General features: G+C 59.9%; 18 protein-coding genes. 10 read left to right on the forward strand and 8 right to left on the reverse strand.

Going from position 1 to position 16,672, the window contains the following annotated elements:
- Positions 1–29 precede the first annotated feature (29 nt).
- Entirely contained in the window at positions 30–677 is a 648-nt protein-coding gene (locus ACW9HW_RS11175) for a YceH family protein (protein WP_457399866.1), read from the forward strand.
- Between the two features lie 124 nt (positions 678–801).
- Here ACW9HW_RS11175 and ACW9HW_RS11180 read toward each other — a convergent pair whose 3' ends face one another.
- A complete protein-coding gene (locus tag ACW9HW_RS11180) occupies positions 802–1,320 on the reverse strand; it encodes a cupin domain-containing protein (RefSeq protein WP_095192802.1) in 519 nt (172 codons plus the stop codon).
- Positions 1,321–1,521: 201 nt separating this feature from the next.
- Positions 1,522–2,340, reverse strand: coding sequence for a shikimate 5-dehydrogenase (locus ACW9HW_RS11185; protein ID WP_457399868.1), 819 nt, complete (start codon positions 2,338–2,340; stop codon positions 1,522–1,524).
- A gap of 245 nt (positions 2,341–2,585) precedes the next feature.
- Here ACW9HW_RS11185 and ACW9HW_RS11190 point away from each other — a divergent pair, with 245 nt between their 5' ends.
- The 3 genes from ACW9HW_RS11190 to ACW9HW_RS11200 all read left to right on the forward strand — a co-directional run bounded on the left by ACW9HW_RS11190 (position 2,586) and on the right by ACW9HW_RS11200 (position 3,765).
- Positions 2,586–2,948, forward strand: a complete 363-nt coding sequence (locus ACW9HW_RS11190; protein ID WP_095192804.1) for a hypothetical protein — start codon at positions 2,586–2,588, stop codon at positions 2,946–2,948.
- Between the two features lie 315 nt (positions 2,949–3,263).
- Positions 3,264–3,458 (forward strand): hypothetical protein, encoded by a 195-nt coding sequence (locus ACW9HW_RS11195; protein ID WP_034149937.1) that lies wholly within the window; start codon positions 3,264–3,266, stop codon positions 3,456–3,458.
- Between the two features lie 115 nt (positions 3,459–3,573).
- Complete coding sequence (locus ACW9HW_RS11200; protein ID WP_095192890.1) at positions 3,574–3,765, forward strand: hypothetical protein; 192 nt, start codon at positions 3,574–3,576, stop codon at positions 3,763–3,765.
- Here the strand turns inward: ACW9HW_RS11200 and ACW9HW_RS11205 are convergent.
- Positions 3,762–4,823, reverse strand: coding sequence for an AI-2E family transporter (locus ACW9HW_RS11205; RefSeq protein WP_095192805.1), 1,062 nt, complete (start codon positions 4,821–4,823; stop codon positions 3,762–3,764). The two genes, ACW9HW_RS11200 and ACW9HW_RS11205, sit on opposite strands and share 4 nt — an antisense overlap.
- Before the next feature lie 162 nt (positions 4,824–4,985).
- On the opposite strand from ACW9HW_RS11205, the gene trhP reads away from it, so the two are divergent.
- Positions 4,986–6,311, forward strand: a complete 1,326-nt coding sequence (gene trhP / locus ACW9HW_RS11210) for a prephenate-dependent tRNA uridine(34) hydroxylase TrhP (protein ID WP_095192806.1) — start codon at positions 4,986–4,988, stop codon at positions 6,309–6,311.
- 105 nt (positions 6,312–6,416) lie between these two features.
- On the opposite strand, the gene ACW9HW_RS11215 is transcribed toward trhP, so the two are convergent.
- Entirely contained in the window at positions 6,417–7,280 is an 864-nt protein-coding gene (locus tag ACW9HW_RS11215) for a LysR family transcriptional regulator (RefSeq protein ID WP_095192807.1), read from the reverse strand.
- Between the two features lie 98 nt (positions 7,281–7,378).
- On the opposite strand from ACW9HW_RS11215, the gene ACW9HW_RS11220 reads away from it, so the two are divergent.
- Complete coding sequence (locus ACW9HW_RS11220) at positions 7,379–8,287, forward strand: DMT family transporter (RefSeq protein ID WP_457399871.1); 909 nt, start codon at positions 7,379–7,381, stop codon at positions 8,285–8,287.
- A gap of 180 nt (positions 8,288–8,467) precedes the next feature.
- Here ACW9HW_RS11220 and ACW9HW_RS11225 read toward each other — a convergent pair whose 3' ends face one another.
- Positions 8,468–9,175 carry a FadR/GntR family transcriptional regulator gene (locus ACW9HW_RS11225; protein ID WP_095192891.1) on the reverse strand — a complete coding sequence of 236 codons (708 nt, stop codon included), beginning with the start codon at positions 9,173–9,175 and terminating at the stop codon, positions 8,468–8,470.
- Between the two features lie 281 nt (positions 9,176–9,456).
- Here ACW9HW_RS11225 and ACW9HW_RS11230 point away from each other — a divergent pair, with 281 nt between their 5' ends.
- Together ACW9HW_RS11230 and gudD are read left to right on the forward strand one after the other, a co-directional pair.
- Entirely contained in the window at positions 9,457–10,803 is a 1,347-nt protein-coding gene (locus tag ACW9HW_RS11230) for an MFS transporter (protein WP_095192809.1), read from the forward strand.
- Positions 10,804–10,842: 39 nt separating this feature from the next.
- Positions 10,843–12,186: a glucarate dehydratase gene (gene gudD / locus ACW9HW_RS11235; RefSeq protein ID WP_457399874.1), complete on the forward strand. Its 1,344-nt coding sequence runs from the start codon at positions 10,843–10,845 to the stop codon at positions 12,184–12,186.
- Positions 12,187–12,249: 63 nt separating this feature from the next.
- Here the strand turns inward: gudD and ACW9HW_RS11240 are convergent, their stop codons facing one another.
- Positions 12,250–13,128, reverse strand: a complete 879-nt coding sequence (locus tag ACW9HW_RS11240) for a LysR family transcriptional regulator (RefSeq protein ID WP_457399876.1) — start codon at positions 13,126–13,128, stop codon at positions 12,250–12,252.
- Positions 13,129–13,349: 221 nt separating this feature from the next.
- Here ACW9HW_RS11240 and ampC point away from each other — a divergent pair, with 221 nt between their 5' ends.
- Positions 13,350–14,432 carry a class C beta-lactamase gene (gene ampC, locus ACW9HW_RS11245; RefSeq protein WP_457399881.1) on the forward strand — a complete coding sequence of 361 codons (1,083 nt, stop codon included), beginning with the start codon at positions 13,350–13,352 and terminating at the stop codon, positions 14,430–14,432.
- Between the two features lie 155 nt (positions 14,433–14,587).
- Here the strand turns inward: ampC and ACW9HW_RS11250 are convergent, their stop codons facing one another.
- The gene (locus ACW9HW_RS11250) at positions 14,588–15,151 is read right to left on the reverse strand and encodes a DUF4174 domain-containing protein (protein ID WP_095192813.1); all 564 of its coding nucleotides are present in this window, start codon (positions 15,149–15,151) and stop codon (positions 14,588–14,590) included.
- Between the two features lie 180 nt (positions 15,152–15,331).
- Between ACW9HW_RS11250 and ACW9HW_RS11255 the strand changes: the two genes are divergently transcribed.
- Positions 15,332–15,700, forward strand: coding sequence for a VOC family protein (locus ACW9HW_RS11255; protein ID WP_457399877.1), 369 nt, complete (start codon positions 15,332–15,334; stop codon positions 15,698–15,700).
- A gap of 9 nt (positions 15,701–15,709) precedes the next feature.
- On the opposite strand, the gene ACW9HW_RS11260 is transcribed toward ACW9HW_RS11255, so the two are convergent.
- A complete protein-coding gene (locus tag ACW9HW_RS11260; protein WP_457399879.1) occupies positions 15,710–16,495 on the reverse strand; it encodes a sulfite exporter TauE/SafE family protein in 786 nt (261 codons plus the stop codon).
- Positions 16,496–16,672 lie beyond the last annotated feature (177 nt).

The following is a 16,672-nucleotide window of genomic DNA, read 5'->3' on the forward strand; positions in this document are numbered from 1 at the left end:
CATGCTTCGACTGCATAGGGAAAAGCGCGATGAGCACTGAACAACAACAACAGACCTTCGACGAACCGCGCCTCAACAGCACGGAAATCCGCATTCTGGGTTCGTTGATCGAGAAACAGGCCACCAGCCCGGAAACCTATCCGCTGACCCTCAATGCGCTGGTAATTGCCTGCAATCAGAAAACCAGTCGCGAACCGGTGATGAACCTGACCCAGGGTCAGGTCGGCCAGAGCCTGCGCGCGCTTGAAGGACGCGGCTTCACCAAACTGGTGATGGGCAGCCGCGCCGATCGCTGGGAGCATAAGGTCGACAAGGCCCTGGAGCTGGTGCCGGCGCAGGTGATTCTGATGGGGTTGCTGTACCTGCGCGGCCCGCAAACCGTCAATGAACTGCTGACCCGCAGCGGGCGCATGCATGATTTCGAAGACAGCGAGCAGGTCGTGCATCAGCTTGAACGGTTGATTGCCCGGGGGCTGGCGCTGCTGATTCCACGCCAGGCCGGACAGCGGGAAGACCGCTATATGCATGCCATGGGTGATCCGGCGGATATCGAGGCGATTCTGGCCGCGCGGCAGAACCCGGTTGAGCGCAGTGGCGGCGGTGTTTCGGTCGAGCGGATCGAAGAGCTGGAAGCGCGGATTGCGGCGTTGGAAGAGCGGTTGGCACGGTTGGAATAGCGACACGATCCAACTGTGGGAGCGAGCCTGCTCGCGAAGGCGGAGTATCAGACACCATTAATGTGACTGACAGACCGCTTTCGCGAGCAGGCTCGCTCCCACAGTGGCTTGGAAGTCGCTGTTACTATTCCCCCTCCCAATAATCCACCCCATCCCCCTGCCGGGCCACGGCGACGAATCCCGAGGCATTGCCCTCGGCGTCGACCTTGAAGTCATCCATCACCACATACTTTCCGGAATCCGGGTATTCGCAGATGTCCGGTGATTGCTGGGTGCTGACCGCCAGGTAACGCAGTTCGCCGTTACTGGTATTGATGATCTGATGCGCCCTTTCCGGACCACCCGCCGGGCAGGCAATCACGTCACCGGCGCGGATCGCAAAGCGCTCGGAGCCAAGACGCACCTCCCCTTCCCCGGCCACGACGTAGAACATTTCCTCATTGACCCGGTGGCTGTGAAACGGGCTGCCGCGCATGCCGGGCTCCAGCGCATACAAGCGATAACCGAGCTTCTGTGCGCCCAGTTGCTGACCGATACGCGCAATGCGTTGTTGATAGCGACCGGCGGTTTCTCCGGTCGGGGCAAATTCTTCGGGCAGTGGTTCTAACTCGACCTGATCCAGATTGAGAATCGCGGGGTGCATGGGAACCTCGGTCACGGTGATTGTTGTTGGAGGGCAAGTCTTTGCTTGCTGGCCAGCAGTATAAGCCGAGGAGCACCTGCGAGACCGAGTCGCCGCTTTCGCGAGCAGGCTCGTTCCCACAGGTTATGTGAGCGCCACAAATCCCTGTGGGAGCGAGCCTGCTCGCGAAGCCGTCAGTCAGGTCGGCAAATAACCTGAAGATCACCCCCGCGCAAACGCCACCGCCGCCCGAAACTGCTCCTCCGTCGGCCGCACGCCGGTGTACAACACAAACTGCTCCAGCGCCTGGATCGCAATCACTTCCAGCCCGGTAATCACCTGCTTACCCTCGGCACGTCCCCGCACGATGAGCGGGGTTTCCGAAGGAATCGCCACCACATCGAAGACAATGCCCGCAGCTTTGATGACATCTGCCTCGAACGCCAGTTGACCCGCCTCCGGCCCGCCATCCATGCCGACCGGAGTGACATTGACCAGCATTTGCGGACGCCGCGAGCCCAGCTCGGCTTGCCATGGGTAGTCCAGGGATTCGGCCAGGGCACGGCCGGCGCGCTCGTTCCGGGCCACGATCAAGCCGTTCTTGTAGCCACCGTCGCGCAAGGCACTGGCCACGGCCTTGGCCATGCCGCCGCTGCCGCGCAGGGCAAACGTGGTGTCCTTGGGCACCGCGTGGATGTCCAGCAACTGGGCAATGGCGATGTAATCGGTGTTGTAGGCCTTGAGGTGGCCGTTGGTGTTGACGATGGTGTTGATCGACTGGATGGCAGCGGCCGAGGCGTCCAGCTCATCGACCAGGGCTATGCAGGCTTCCTTGAATGGCATGGACACGCCGCAGCCGCGAATACCCAAGGCGCGAATGCCGCCCACCGCCCCCGGCAAGTCCTGACTGCTGAACGCCTTGTAATAAAAATTCAACCCCAATTGCTCATACAGATGATTGTGAAATCGCAGGCCAAAGTTCCCGGGGCGCCCGGAGAGGGACATGCACAGCTGGGTGTCTTTGTTCGGGTTCATCTGCATGCGGATCTCCTTGCAATACACTTTCGGATGGACGGAAACAGCCGGCCGACCTGTTCTGTTCGATCATGATTCCATGCCTGCACACGGCCTCGTTCGACCGTCAGCAAGCCGGTACAGACCTTACACAAAATTTACCCAACGGCTGTGCTGATTCTCAAAAAAAAGCTGTCTTAGAAGTATCCCCGCGACAATCCTTGGGCCTATTGCAGACACAAGCGCCGGGGGCGATGAACCGAGGAACTATCATGATCCGTAAAATCCCCACAGTTGCCTTGCTGATTGGTGCTCTGGCTATCACAGGGCAAGCGCAAGCCCATGGTGGTGGCAATGACGCGGCGGTATTCGGGGCGATTGTGGGTACGGCCATCGTCGGCTCCGCCCTGATCAACGCCAACCGGCCGGTGTATGTCGCGCCACAACCGGTCTATGCCCCACCCCCTCCGGTTTACTACGCACCGCCTCCTCCGGTTTATTACCAGCCGGCGCCGGTGTACGTGCAACAACCGATCTACTACCGTCCGGCACCGGTCTACTATGGACCACCCCGTGGTTATTACGGCCCGCCACGCGGCTACTACGGCCCTCCCCGCGGCTATGGCCGCTGGTGACAGACGCATCATGGCCCCGCCTTTGTAGGAGCGAGCTTGCTCGCGATGGTCCCGAGAGCGCCGCGCACACCCGCTATGCACGCGTTATCGTTCACATCCATCGCGAGCAGAGCTCGCTCCTACAGATGTCAGCCGTTCGTCGGCCCGCGTCTGGATAAATCTCGTCAGTGTCGTTATCGGGACAGCATCGGCTGTTCAAGCGGGCAAGATTGACTCGCCCCTGCCATTGGGGAAACAGTCATATTTATGTCATGTCAGCACCGCAAGCTTGAACCTGTCCGCCAACAACAGGTTGATAACAACAAGGACGCCCTCATGCCCACGCAGAACCCGCACCGCATTGTCGGTCTATGCACCTCCAGCAAGGTGTACAACGCCCTGACCGAACTCAAGCACCTGGAAGGTCATCGCAGCGCCAAGTTTCTCTCGCTGCTGACGCAAAACCTGGTGCGCAAAGGTCTGCTCAACGAGCAGGAAGTGGTCCATATGCTCGATCAGGTGGTCGACTGAGCGACAGACGGCCAGTTGGCCTCAACGACATCAATGACCACTATCGAAAACGGTGATTGTCGGAAAAATCGGCCGCCCCGTAAGGTAGCTCCATAGATTGATGGAGGTACTTATGATGTCTCAGGTTCAGATCATGTCCGTTATCGGCAGCGCCGTCCCCGCATCCCTCAGGGAATCGGGCCTGCTTGCCTGCTGGTATCTGGTACTGGACGGCGAACCGATCAGCGGCCCGCTCACTTCACTACCCGCCGCCCAGGCGATGTCGCAGCGCGTCAGCGCGGGCCAGACAGGCAAACTCAACGCCTAAGGCAGCTGAACCCGCGGTCTGGTTTCAAGGAAAATGTCCCAGCTCGACATGAACAACGCGGCAATCAATGGTCCGATGACAAATCCGTTGAGCCCGAAAACCGCCAGGCCGCCGAGGGTCGAGATCAGGATCAGGTAGTCCGGCATCTTCGTATCCTTGCCCACCAGTATCGGGCGCAGCACGTTATCCACCAGCCCGATCACGAACACCCCGAACAGCCCCAGCACCACCCCCTGCCAGATCGCCCCCGTAAACAGGAAAAATGCCGCCACGGGCGCCCAGACAATCCCTGCGCCCACCGCCGGCAACAGCGACAAAAATGCCATCAACACCGCCCAGAGCAATACGCTCGGGATGTCCAGAAACCAGAAAATCAAACCGCCCAATGCGCCCTGCGTGATCGCCACCAGCAGGTTGCCTTTTACCGTGGCCCTGACCACGCGATTGAACTTGAGCTGCAAACGACGCTTCTGCTGTTCTTCCAGCGGCACCGCCGCGCGCACCTGGCGTGCGAGTTCCGCGCCGTCGCGCAGAAAAAAGAACAACAGGTAGAGCATGATGAAAAAACTGATGATGAACTCGAAGGTTCCCTGGCCGAAACTGAAAGCCTGGCTCGCCAACACTTGCCCCCCTGCCACCGCGCTCTTGATGATTTTCTCCCGCATCCCCTCCAACCCACCCAGGCCGAAGCGATCCATCAAATGCTGGAAGTACGGCGGCAGACTGTGCTTGAACTGCGCCACATAACCGGCGATGTCCAGCTCGCCGCTTTCAATGCTTTTGTAAACCGCTGCGCCCTCCTGAACCAGAAAGAAACTGAGGACAATCACCGGCAGAATCGCAATCACCAGACAGATGCTCAGGGTGAGCAATGACGTGATGTTGCGTTCCCAGGCGAATTTCAATTGCAGTCGACGCTGCAGGGGCGCAAAGAGGATGCCGAGGATCACCGCCCAGAACACCGCGCCGTAAAACGGCAGCAGAATCCAGACAAAAGCGATGCTCACCACACCCAGCAGAACCGTCAGGGATTTGTCTTGCAGTTTTTCTTCGTTCATGTCCGATCCATGCCAGTGCGCCGGGACGCAGAATTGCGTCCTGATGCTTAGGCCGCCACGGCTCGCGCGAGTGCCATCCGTTTGTTCATCAAGCATAGATCCAGATCAATAAACCCTCGGGACAAGGTGTTTACCCTCGACGACTTTTGCGATCGACCCGCCATGAAGCTCATTGCCCCCGAACTGCTCGCCCCTGCCGGCACCCTGAAAAACATGCGCTATGCCTTCGCCTACGGTGCCGATGCCGTGTACGCCGGCCAACCGCGCTACAGCTTGCGAGTGCGCAACAACGAATTCGACCATGCCACCCTGGCTCTTGGCATTGACGAGGCACAGGCTCAGGGCAAGCGCTTTTATGTGGTGGTGAACATCGCGCCGCACAACGCCAAGCTCAAGACCTTCCTCAAAGACCTGGCGCCCGTCATCGCCATGGCGCCCGATGCCCTGATCATGTCCGACCCCGGCCTGATCATGCTGGTGCGTCGACACTACCCGCAGATGCCGATTCACCTCTCGGTGCAAGCCAACACGGTGAACTGGGCGAGCGTCGAGTTCTGGCAGCAGCAGGGTTTGAGCCGGATCATCCTGTCGCGGGAACTGTCCCTGGAAGAAATTGGCGAAATCCGCCAACAAGTCCCGGCGATGGAGCTGGAGGTGTTCGTCCATGGCGCGCTGTGCATGGCCTACTCCGGCCGCTGCCTGTTGTCGGGCTACATCAACAAGCGCGATGCCAATCAGGGCAGTTGCACCAATGCCTGCCGCTGGAAGTATTCGGCGCAGGAAGCCACGGAAAATCAGCTCGGCGAAATCGTCCAGCACTGCCAGCCGGAACCGACCCTGGGTCTCGGCGCGCCCACCGAGCAAGTTTTCCTGTTGCAAGAAGCCAATCGTCCGGGCGAACTGATGCCGGCCTTCGAAGACGAGCACGGTACCTACATCATGAACGCCAAGGACCTGCGCGCCGTGCAGCATGTCGAGCGCCTGACCCGGATGGGCGTGCACTCCTTGAAAATCGAGGGGCGGACCAAATCACACTTTTATTGCGCACGAACCACGCAGGTCTATCGCCGTGCGATCGATGACGCAGTGGCCGGCCGCGCGTTTGACCGCAGCCTCATGACCGACCTGGAATCCCTCGCCCAGCGCGGCTACACCGAAGGCTTCCTGCGGCGGCATGTGCATGACGAGTACCAGAACTACCAGAACGGCAGCTCGGTATCGGAACGGCAACAGTTTGTCGGCGAACTGACCGGCGAACGGCGGGAACGGTTGGCCGAGGTGAAGGTGAAAAACCGCTTCGCCCTGGGCGATCACATGGAACTGATGACGCCTAAAGGCAACTTCCACTTCGATCTGCATCAACTGCAAAACGCCAAAGGTGAGCCCATCGACGTGGCGCCGGGGGATGGGCATACGGTGTATCTGCCGATTCCGGATGCGGTGGATCTGCGGTTTGGGTTGTTGATGCGGGATGTGAACGCAACTTAACAATCCCTGTGGGAGCGAGCCTGCTCGCGAAGCCTGACTTCCAGCCAACATCATTGTTGAATGTTAAATCGCTTTCGCGAGCAGGCTCGCTCCCACAGAAAAAAGCTACGCGAACTCCTCACGCAACATCGCCACAAAAGCTTCCCGCGCCGGGTGCACCCCGGCGTTTTCATGCCAGTAGAACAGGTTGTCGATAGCGGTCAGCTCAGGGAATTCGTACCCCACGCAACCCGCGCCCCTGGCGTACTGATCGAACACGCCCTTGGGCACCAGCGCCACCCCCGCCCCGGCGCTGACGCAGCCGACAATCGCGCCGTAACTGGCCAGGCTGACAATCGGCAGTGCCTGCCCCTGGCGTAACAGCCAATGCTCCAGCGCCGCCCGATACGGACACCCCTGGGGCCACATGAACACGGTCTTGTCGTGCAAATCCGCCATATCGCGCACCGGCCCGAGTGATGTCGAGGCAATCAGCAGCAGGTCTTCGCGGTACATCGGCGTGCGCTTGAGGTGCGAGCGTTCGACATCCACCGCAACGATGGCGCCGTCGAGGCGATGGCTCAGGGTGTCATCCAGCAACTGGCCCCAGGTACCGGTGGTCAACTCCAGCGCCACCGCCGGGAAACGCTTATGGAATTTCGCCAGCAAGCGCGGCAAGCGACCGGTGGCCGAAGACTCGATGGCGCCGATGCGCAACGGCCCGGACGGTTCGGCTGACGGGTCCACCGCGCGTTTGGCTTCCGCAGTCAGGGCCAGAATTTTCGAGGCATAGGCCAGAAAAGTCTGCCCCGACGGGCTGATGCGCAGCCCGCGACCCTCACGCAGAAACAGCGCGACGCCCAACTCCGCTTCCAGCGCCTTGATGCGCGCCGTGATGTTCGAAGGCACGCAATGCAGCAACTCGGCGGCACGGGCGATGCTGCCCACCTCGGCCACGGTCTTGAACATTCGAATCTGGGCCAGCTCCATATACATCACTCAAAGTGAATGGTTTACGCAGTATAAGTCAGTTGTGGCGAACGATTCGAGTTCTGATACTCAACGCACCTGCCTCTCGGTGCACGACCATGAATCTACTCACGCCCTCCTCCGGTTCTCCCTTGAAAATCATCCTGGCCATGGCCTTCGTGGTGGCCTGCTGGGGTTATTCTCCGACCGGTATCCACATCGGCTTGCAAACCTACGACCCGGTGCACCTGGCGTTGCTGCGCTTTTTGCTGGCATCGCTGTTCATGGCCGTGGTCGCGGTGTTCAGGGGTATTCGTCTGCCGAAACTGCGCGATGTGCCCCTGCTGATGGCGTTGGGTTTCTTTGCGGTAAGCCTGCATCACGTGGCGATCAATTTCGGCCAGCAGGGCGTCAGCGCCGGTGCGTCGAGCGTGCTGGCACAGTCGACGCCCCTGTTCAGTACGTTGCTGGCGCGCTTCGTGTTCAAGGATCGGGTGAGCCTGTGGCGCTGGGGCTGCGTGATCCTGGGATTGATCGGTGTGGTGATTGTGGTGGCAGGCGACCGCGGCCTGGGCAGTATCGATGCCCACGGCTTGTTGATCCTGTTGGCGGCGTTGTCCTGGAGTCTTTACTTCGCCCTGCAAAAGCATCACACCGGGCGTTACGACGGGTTGACGCTGGTGTGCTACACGGTCTGGTCCGGCACGGCGCTGCTGTTGATTTTCTTGCCCGGGCTGGCGGATCAAGTGGCCAACGCCCCCCTGCGCGTGCAGTTTGCGGTCGCTGCCCTGGGGGTTTTCCCGAGTGCCCTGGCGTACCTGGCCTGGGCTTATGTGCTGGCGCATGTGGACCTGAGCCGGGCGACGATGACGTTGTATCTGGTGCCGCCGACGGCGATGGCGATGGCGTCCGTGGGGCTGGGTGAACGACCGACCTTGATGGTGGCGGTGGGTGCGGTGGTGGTGTTGATCAGTGTGCTGGCGTTGAATCTGGAACGCAGGCCAGCGGTGCAGGTGGTTCGTGTCTGATCATTGTTTTGTGTTGAGGCATCTGGCCTCTTCGCGGGCAAGCCACGCTCCCACAGGTTTCGAGCCGGATCCAAATTATGTGACCGACACAATCCTGTGAGAGCGGGCTTGCCCGCGAAGAGGCCGACACATTCAACATTGGTGCAGCCTGACACACCGCCATCGCGAGCAAGCTCGCTCCTACAGCGAAAACCGGTCCCGGCTGTTGGTCAGATGCAGCCACATCGCCGCCCGTGCCGCGTCCGGGTCCTGGCGCTTGATGGCGTTGAGGATCGCCTCGTGTTCGAGGTTGGCCAGTTGCCCGAGCTTGCTCAAATCCACTGCGCCGCGCTCCGCCGCATTGACCCGGGTGCGCGGAATCATGGCGCTGCCCAGGTGTTGCATGATCTCGGTGAAGCACAGATTGCCGGTGGCTTCGGCAATCAGCAGATGAAAGCGCCGGTCGGCTTCGACGCAACTGTCGTTGTTGGCCAGCAGGCTTTGATAGTCGTCCAGCGCTTGGCGCATCTGCGCCACGTGTTGATCGGTCCGACGGACCGCGGCCAGCGCTGCCGCCTGGGTTTCCAGGCCCATGCGAAGCTCCAGGATGCTGCGTACCCCCAGCGCCGTATCGACATTCAACCGTAGCCCCTGCTCCGGTGCCCGCTCCAGCACAAAGGTGCCGATGCCATGACGGGTCTCCACCAGCCCGGAGGCCTGCAATTTGGAGATCGCCTCGCGCACCACGGTGCGACTCACCCCGTGTTCCTGAACGATCGAGTTCTCCGACGGCAGCTTGTCGCCAGGCGACATCTGCCCGAGCAAGATGCTCTGGGTCAACTTGTCCACCAGGTCGTGGGCCAGATTGTGACTGCGCTTGCGGGCAGGTGCGTCGAGGTTTTCTTGCATGGCGATCATCCAAAGGCAGAGCTATCGGAATCGTAGCACTGCGCTCGTCCGGAATCTCAAGAAAACAGCGCATACTTGTATGACAACACTCAATAAATTCCGCAAAAACACCTAAATCTTAGGTGATGAAAAACCACAAACAGCATAACAAACCTGCAAATTATGGCGATTGTGTTGGACAAAGACGGTTGCAGATCGAAAAAATCTAGTTGTATGATGTCTATCAACAACGCAACACCTTGTCACACCCCGCATAAAAATAACGAGTGGGAGAAAACGCAGTGAATACATCCATCTCAGGGATAGACAATGGCGCTGATTCGGCGCTGAAGTCCGCTATCTCGAAAGTCAAACGCCACGTCTTGCCGCTGTTCGTCATCATGTTCATCGTCAACTACATCGACCGCGTGAACATCGGCTTCGTCCGCGCCCACATGGAACACGACCTGGGCATCGGCGCTGCCGCCTACGGCCTTGGTGCCGGCCTGTTCTTCATCGGCTACGCGCTGTTCGAAGTGCCCTCCAACATCCTTCTGCAAAAAGTCGGTGCACGCATCTGGCTGACCCGCATCATGCTGACCTGGGGCCTGGTGGCGGCGGGCATGGCGTTCATCCAGAACGAAACCCACTTCTACATCCTGCGATTTCTGCTGGGTGTAGCCGAAGCCGGCTTCTTTCCCGGGGTGATCTACTACTTCACCCGCTGGCTGCCCGGGGTGGAGCGCGGCAAGGCGATTGCGATTTTCCTCAGCGGCTCGGCGATTGCCTCGCTGATCTCCGGCCCCTTGTCCGGCCTGCTTCTGCAAATCAGCGGCCTGGGCATGCACGGCTGGCAATGGATGTACTTCATCGAGGGCATGTTCTCGGTGGGCTTGTGCGCCTTCGTCTGGTTCTGGCTGGACTCCAAACCCCACGACGCCAAATGGCTGACCCGCGACGAGCAGGACGCACTGGTCAAGGCCATCGACGACGAACAGCTTGCTCGCGAAGCGGCGACGCCGATCAAGCCGTCACTGGGCACATTGCTCAAGGACCGGCAGATCATCCTGTTCTGCGTGATCTACTTCTTCATCCAGCTGACCATCTACGCCGCGACCTTCTGGCTGCCGAGCATCATCAAGAAGATGGGCGACCTGAGCGACTTCCAGGTCGGGATGTTCAACTCGATTCCATGGCTGCTGTCGATTGTCGGCATGTATACCTTCGCTTCGCTGTCGGCCAGGTGGAAGCACCAGCAAGCCTGGGTCGCCGTCGCCCTGCTGATCGCCGCTGCCGGGATGTTCATGTCCACCACAGGCGGGCCGATTTTCGCCTTCGTGGCAATCTGCTTTGCCGCGCTGGGTTTCAAATCGGCGTCATCGCTGTTCTGGCCGATTCCCCAGGCTTATCTGGATGCACGCATCGCCGCGGGCGTCATCGCGCTGATCAACTCGGTGGGCAACCTTGGCGGCTTCGTCGCGCCGACCACTTTCGGCCTGCTCGAAGAACGCACCGGCTCCATTCAGGGCGGGCTGTATGGTTTGGCCGCCACCTCGATCATCGCTGCGATCATCGTCTTCGCCGCCCGCAACAAACCCAAGGCCGCCTCCGCCATTGCACCGGGCAAACCAGCGAGCCATCACGCCTGAAGCATCACGCCTGAACACAAGTTCTCAAAGGATAAGAAAATGACCGCACAAGAAGCCGCCAAAGCCCCGATCATCACCAACATGCAGGTTGTTCCAGTGGCCGGCCACGATGGCATGCTGCTCAACCTGAGCGGCGCCCACGGCCCGTTTTTCACCCGCAACATCGTGATCCTCAAGGACAACGCCGGCCACACCGGCGTCGGCGAAGTACCGGGCGGCGAACGCATTCGCCAGACCCTCGAAGACGCCCGCAGCCTGGTGGTCGGCAGCCCGATCGGCACCTATCAGAAGATACTCAACCAGGTGCGCCAGACCTTCGCCGACCGCGATGCCGGCGGACGCGGTTTGCAGACCTTCGACCTGCGCATCACCATTCACGCCGTCACCGGCCTAGAAGCCGCGCTGCTCGATTTGCTCGGCCAGCATCTGGACGTGCCAGTGGCCGCCCTGCTCGGTGAAGGTCAGCAACGTAATGAAGTGAAGATGCTCGGTTATCTGTTTTATGTCGGTGATCGCAACGAAACGGATCTGGCCTACCGCAGCGAACCGGACGCCGACAACGACTGGTTCCGCGTGCGTCACGAAAAAGCCATGACCACCGACGCCGTGGTGCGCCTCGCCGAAGCCGCCCATGCGCGGTATGGCTTCAAGGACTTCAAGCTCAAGGGTGGCGTGCTCAGTGGCGATGCCGAAATCGAAGCAGTCACCGCCCTGGCGGAACGTTTTCCCGATGCGCGCATCACCCTGGATCCGAATGGTGCATGGTCGCTGAAAGAAGCGATCCGGTTGTGTCGGGACCAGCATCACGTACTGGCCTACGCCGAAGACCCCTGCGGCGCGGAACACGGTTATTCGGGCCGCGAAGTCATGGCTGAGTTCCGCCGTGCCACCGGCCTGAAAACCGCCACCAACATGATCGCCACTGACTGGCGGGAAATGGGCCACGCGATCCAGTTGCAATCGGTGGACATCCCATTGGCCGATCCGCACTTCTGGACGATGCAGGGTTCGGTGCGGGTCGCGCAGATGTGCCACGAGTGGGGCCTGACCTGGGGATCGCATTCCAATAACCACTTCGACATTTCCCTGGCGATGTTCACCCACGTCGCGGCCGCCGCACCGGGTGAAATCACCGCCATCGACACCCACTGGATCTGGCAGGACGGCCAGCGCCTGACCAAGGCTCCGCTGCAAATCGTCGACGGCTGCGTGCAAGTGCCACAAAAGCCGGGATTGGGAGTCGAGCTGGATATGGACCAACTGGCCAAGGCCCATGAGCTGTACAAAGGCATGGGACTGGGTGCACGGGATGACAGCGTGGCCATGCAGTTTCTGATTCCGGGGTGGACGTTCGATAACAAGCGGCCGTGCCTGGTGCGCTAAAGACGGGATCACTGAACATCCCTGTGGGAGCGAACCTGCTCGCTCCCACAGGTGTTGAGTCAGTTAATTCATCTGTACCGTTTGCAGCAGCCATTCGCGAAATACCGTCATCGCCGACGTTTCCGGTCGCGACTGCAAACGGGTCAGCCAGTAGCCACCGGTGGTGATATGAATCGGGAAAGGCTGCTCGATCATATTTGCCGCCAATTGCCGCGAAAACATCAACGGCGGCGCCAGCGCCACACCTGCACCTTGCAAAGCAGCCTCCATCATCGCCAGTGACGAGTCGAAGACAATGCTCCTCGGCGAAGGGCCCAGCGTCGAAAGCCCGGCAGCCTGAAACCACTCGGGCCACTCGTCCGTGCGGTACGAGCGCAACAGCGTCTGCCGCAAAAGATCGTTCGGCGATTTCATTTGCCGGGCAATCCCGGGCACGCACAACACCGACAGCGCCGCCTCGATCACCCGCACCGCTTCAATGCCATGCCACGCTCCCGCGCCAAAACGAATGGCGTAATCCAGCCCCTCGGCGGCGACATCCACCCGATTGTTATGGGTCGACAGGCGCAAATCCATAAACGGATGTTTCGCCTGGAAGTCCGCCAGTCGCGGCAACAACCAACCCACCGCAAAGGTCCCCACCGCCCCGACCGTCAACACCTCGCGAAAATGCCCGCCTTCAAAACATTCCAGCGTTTCGGCGATGCGGTCGAAGCACTCGCGCAACACCGGCAACAGGGTTTCCCCTTCGCGGGTCAGCATCAGCCCGCGGGGCAAGCGTTTGAACAGGGTCACGCCCAATTGAGATTCAAGACCTTTGACCTGATGACTCACTGCCGCCTGCGTGACGCACAACTCCACCGCCGCCCGGGTAAAACTCAAGTGCCGCGCCGAAGCCTCGAAGGCGCGCAGTGCGTTAAGCGGTAATTGCGGCCGGATCATGCCAACTCCCAAATTTTTCTAATGGCGCATGCAAAATATCATCGGTTGTCCAATCTTGGCAGACTGCATAGATTTGCTTCGCTCATCTGCGACCCGAATCGCAAAGCCGTTCGACCAACACCCTGAATACTCATGGAAGTGACTCAGTCATGCCTGATAAATACCTGAACAAATTCACACGCTACGGCGCCCTGGCCCTGCTCCTCGGTGCCAGCCAGTGCATGGCTGACGACCGCATCAAGGCCATCGTCGACGCCGCCATCCAACCGGTAATGCAACAACAGAAGATCCCCGGCGTGGCGATTGCCATCACCCTCAACGGCCAGGCGCATTACTTTAATTACGGTGTAGCGTCGAAGGAAAACGACAAGGCTGTCTCCGAAAACACCCTGTTTGAAATCGGCTCGGTGAGCAAAACCTTCACCGCCACCCTCGCCGCCTACGCCGTGGCCAGCGGCAAACTGTCGTTATCCGACAAGGCCAGCAACGTTCTGCCGCAACTGCGGGGCAGCGCGTTCGATGACATCAGCGTGCTGCAACTGGGCACCTACACACCCGGTGGCCTGCCCCTGCAATTTCCGGATTCGGCCGATGCGCCGGACAAGATGCTCGACTATTTCAAACAGTGGAAACCGGCGTATGCCGCCGGCACCCATCGACAATATTCAAACCCGAGCCTGGGGCTGTTCGGCTATCTGGCGGCGAAAAGCATGGGTGCGCCATTTGACGACGTGATGGAAAAAACCCTGCTGCCGAAACTCGGGTTGAAGCACACCTTCCTCAAGGTGCCCCAAGATCAAACGGGACTTTACGCCCAGGGCTATAACAAGGATGACCAACCTGTACGGGTCGGGCCGGGAGCACTGGACTCCGAGGCATACGGGGTGAAGACCAGCGCGGCAGACATGCTTCGCTATGTCGAAGCGAACATGAAACCGGCGACGCTGGAAAAACCATTGCAGCAAGCAATCGCGATCACCCACAGCGGTTACTACACCGTCGGCGACATGACCCAGGGCCTGGGCTGGGAGGCCTACCACTATCCGGTCACCCTCGAAAAGCTGCTCGCCGGCAACTCGACGCCAATGGCCATGGAAGCCCACACCGTCCAGTGGCTGCACCCACCCCATCCATCAACGGACAATGTGCTGTTCAATAAAACCGGCTCGACAGGCGGGTTCGGTGCTTATGTGGCTTATGTGCCGTCGAAAGACATCGGCATCGTGATATTGGCCAACAAGAACTATCCAAACCCGGAACGGATCAAAATCGCTCATTCGATATTGACCGCGCTGGGCAAGTAATCTGAAAACCCCTCACCTGTGGGAGCGAGCCTGCTCGCGAAGAGGCCGGCACATTCAACGTTGATGTTGCCTGACACATCGTTTTTGTCGGAGCGCCGCCCGGAGCCGGCTCGCTCCCACAGGCAAGTCACTTGCCACAAAGGTAGTGCATCAATTCAATCATCCGGCTGCTCAGGCGGCTTGGCGGGCTTCGCCGGTTTTGCGGGTTTTGCATTCTTGGCGCCCTTGGCCGGGGCTGCCTCGGCGGCCACCGGTGGCGGGGCCGGTGGAGCCGCTTCCTGCTCGGCCACCGGCAGGGCGTCAACAGTTTCGAAGATTTTTTTCAGGTCGACCGACTTCGATTCCTCCCCCGAGCTTTCGAGTTTCTTCTCGCCGTCCTTGCCCACCAAAATCACTTTCGGCAACGCCCCGGCACCGAGTTTCAACGCGCGGATCAGCGCCATGGTGTCCTGTTGGCCAAGGTCTTTGCCATCAAGTTGACCGGACATGTTCAACACGCTGTACACCCTGATGTTGCGCTGGGCGACCCCCTGCTTGTTGGCCGGATCTTCCAGGGATTTCTTCAGGTTCACCCAGACAGGATCAACGGTGCTGCGCGTGATCACGATCAACGGCCGGGCCCTGCCCTTGTCTATATCCAGAGGTGAATCGCCATCGGCGGCGAACAAGGGGCTGGCAACAGCCAGAAGGGTAGCCAGGGTCAGTGACCTGATGAGCATGCGCATCTCCTTTTGATATCCACGCTCTAATGATTGCGCATTGCGGCGTTCGTTCCGGTGACGCTTCGCAAATGTGTTCGGCCTTGCCCCAAGCTTAGGTCAGGGCGGTCATTGCGCAACAGGCTGGGCTAATCTGAAAACATCAAAGAGCGCTGGCTGAACCGCCGTGAGGACCCTCATATGAGCGCGCAGTTGAACCACACCATCGTCTGGTGCCGCGACAAACACCGGTCGGCACATTTTCTGGTCGAACTCCTCGGCCTGCCCGCTCCGGAACCGTTCGGGCCGATGCTGATCGTCAGGCTTGATAACCATGTGTCACTGGACTTCTACGACAACGATCCGCCGATCGCCTCGCAGCATTACGCGTTTTTGCTCGCTGACGACGACTTCGACCGCTCGTTCGCGCGACTGCAGGCACGCGGGCAGTCGTGGTGGGCCGATCCGGGCAAGCAGCGGCCGAAGGAGGTCAATGATTATGCGGGTGGGCGGCGGGTGTATTTCGATGACCCGGATGGGCATCTGCTGGAAATCTTCACCCGCGAATGATGCTGGCAATCAGAACGCCAGTTTGTAACCGATCAATACCAACATCGTGGCCAGGCAAGGACGCAACAACTCATCGGAGATGCGCCCGGTCAGGTGGCTGCCCAGGTAAATCCCCGGCAGCGAACCGACCAGCAAGTAACCCAGCACCTGCCAATCCATATTACCCATGCTCGCATGGCCAAGACCGGCGACCAGGGTCAGGGGCACGGCGTGGGCGATTTCCGTGCCCACCAGGCGGCGGGTCGGCAACAGCGGATAAAGAATGAATAACGCCACGGTGCCCAATGCGCCGGCGCCGATGGACGTCAGCGCGACCATGGTGCCCAGGACCAGACCGGTGATCACCGTCAACACATTGAGGCGCTTCCCGCTTGGCTTGTAATTACCGCCGGCACGTTTGTGGGCGAAATCGAGCAGGCGCTTCTTGAACAGGATCGCCAGCGCCGTGGCAAACAGCACGAAGCCCAGAGCCTGTTTGATGATCGCGTTCATCGCATCGGGCGCTTCGTTCAGACTGCTCAGGAACCACAACGTCAACGCCACGGCCGGCACGCTGCCGAGGGTCAGCCAGCCGGTAATCGACCAGTCGATGTTGTTGTTCTTTTTGTGGACCAGCACGCCGCTGGACTTGGTGATGGCCGCGTACAACAGATCGGTGCCGACCGCCGTTGCCGGATTGATGCCAAAACCCAGCAGGATAGGCGTCATCAACGACCCGCCACCCACGCCCGTCATGCCGACGATGAAGCCGACGACCAGCCCGGCGACAACCAACCCGATGTTCACTAAATCCATTGATACGCCCACATAGACCGCAGGGAAATTTCAGGCCCGCAGCATAGCGATTTTTCTTATAACCACTTATATCGATGCGATCTATCTTTATGCATTTCGTCCATTTTGCTCTATGTGGGAGCGAGCCTGCTCGCGAAGAGGGAGTGTCAGGCAATACATGAAGCGCCTGACACAACG

This window comes from Pseudomonas sp. SDO5532_S415, from assembly GCF_054071155.1.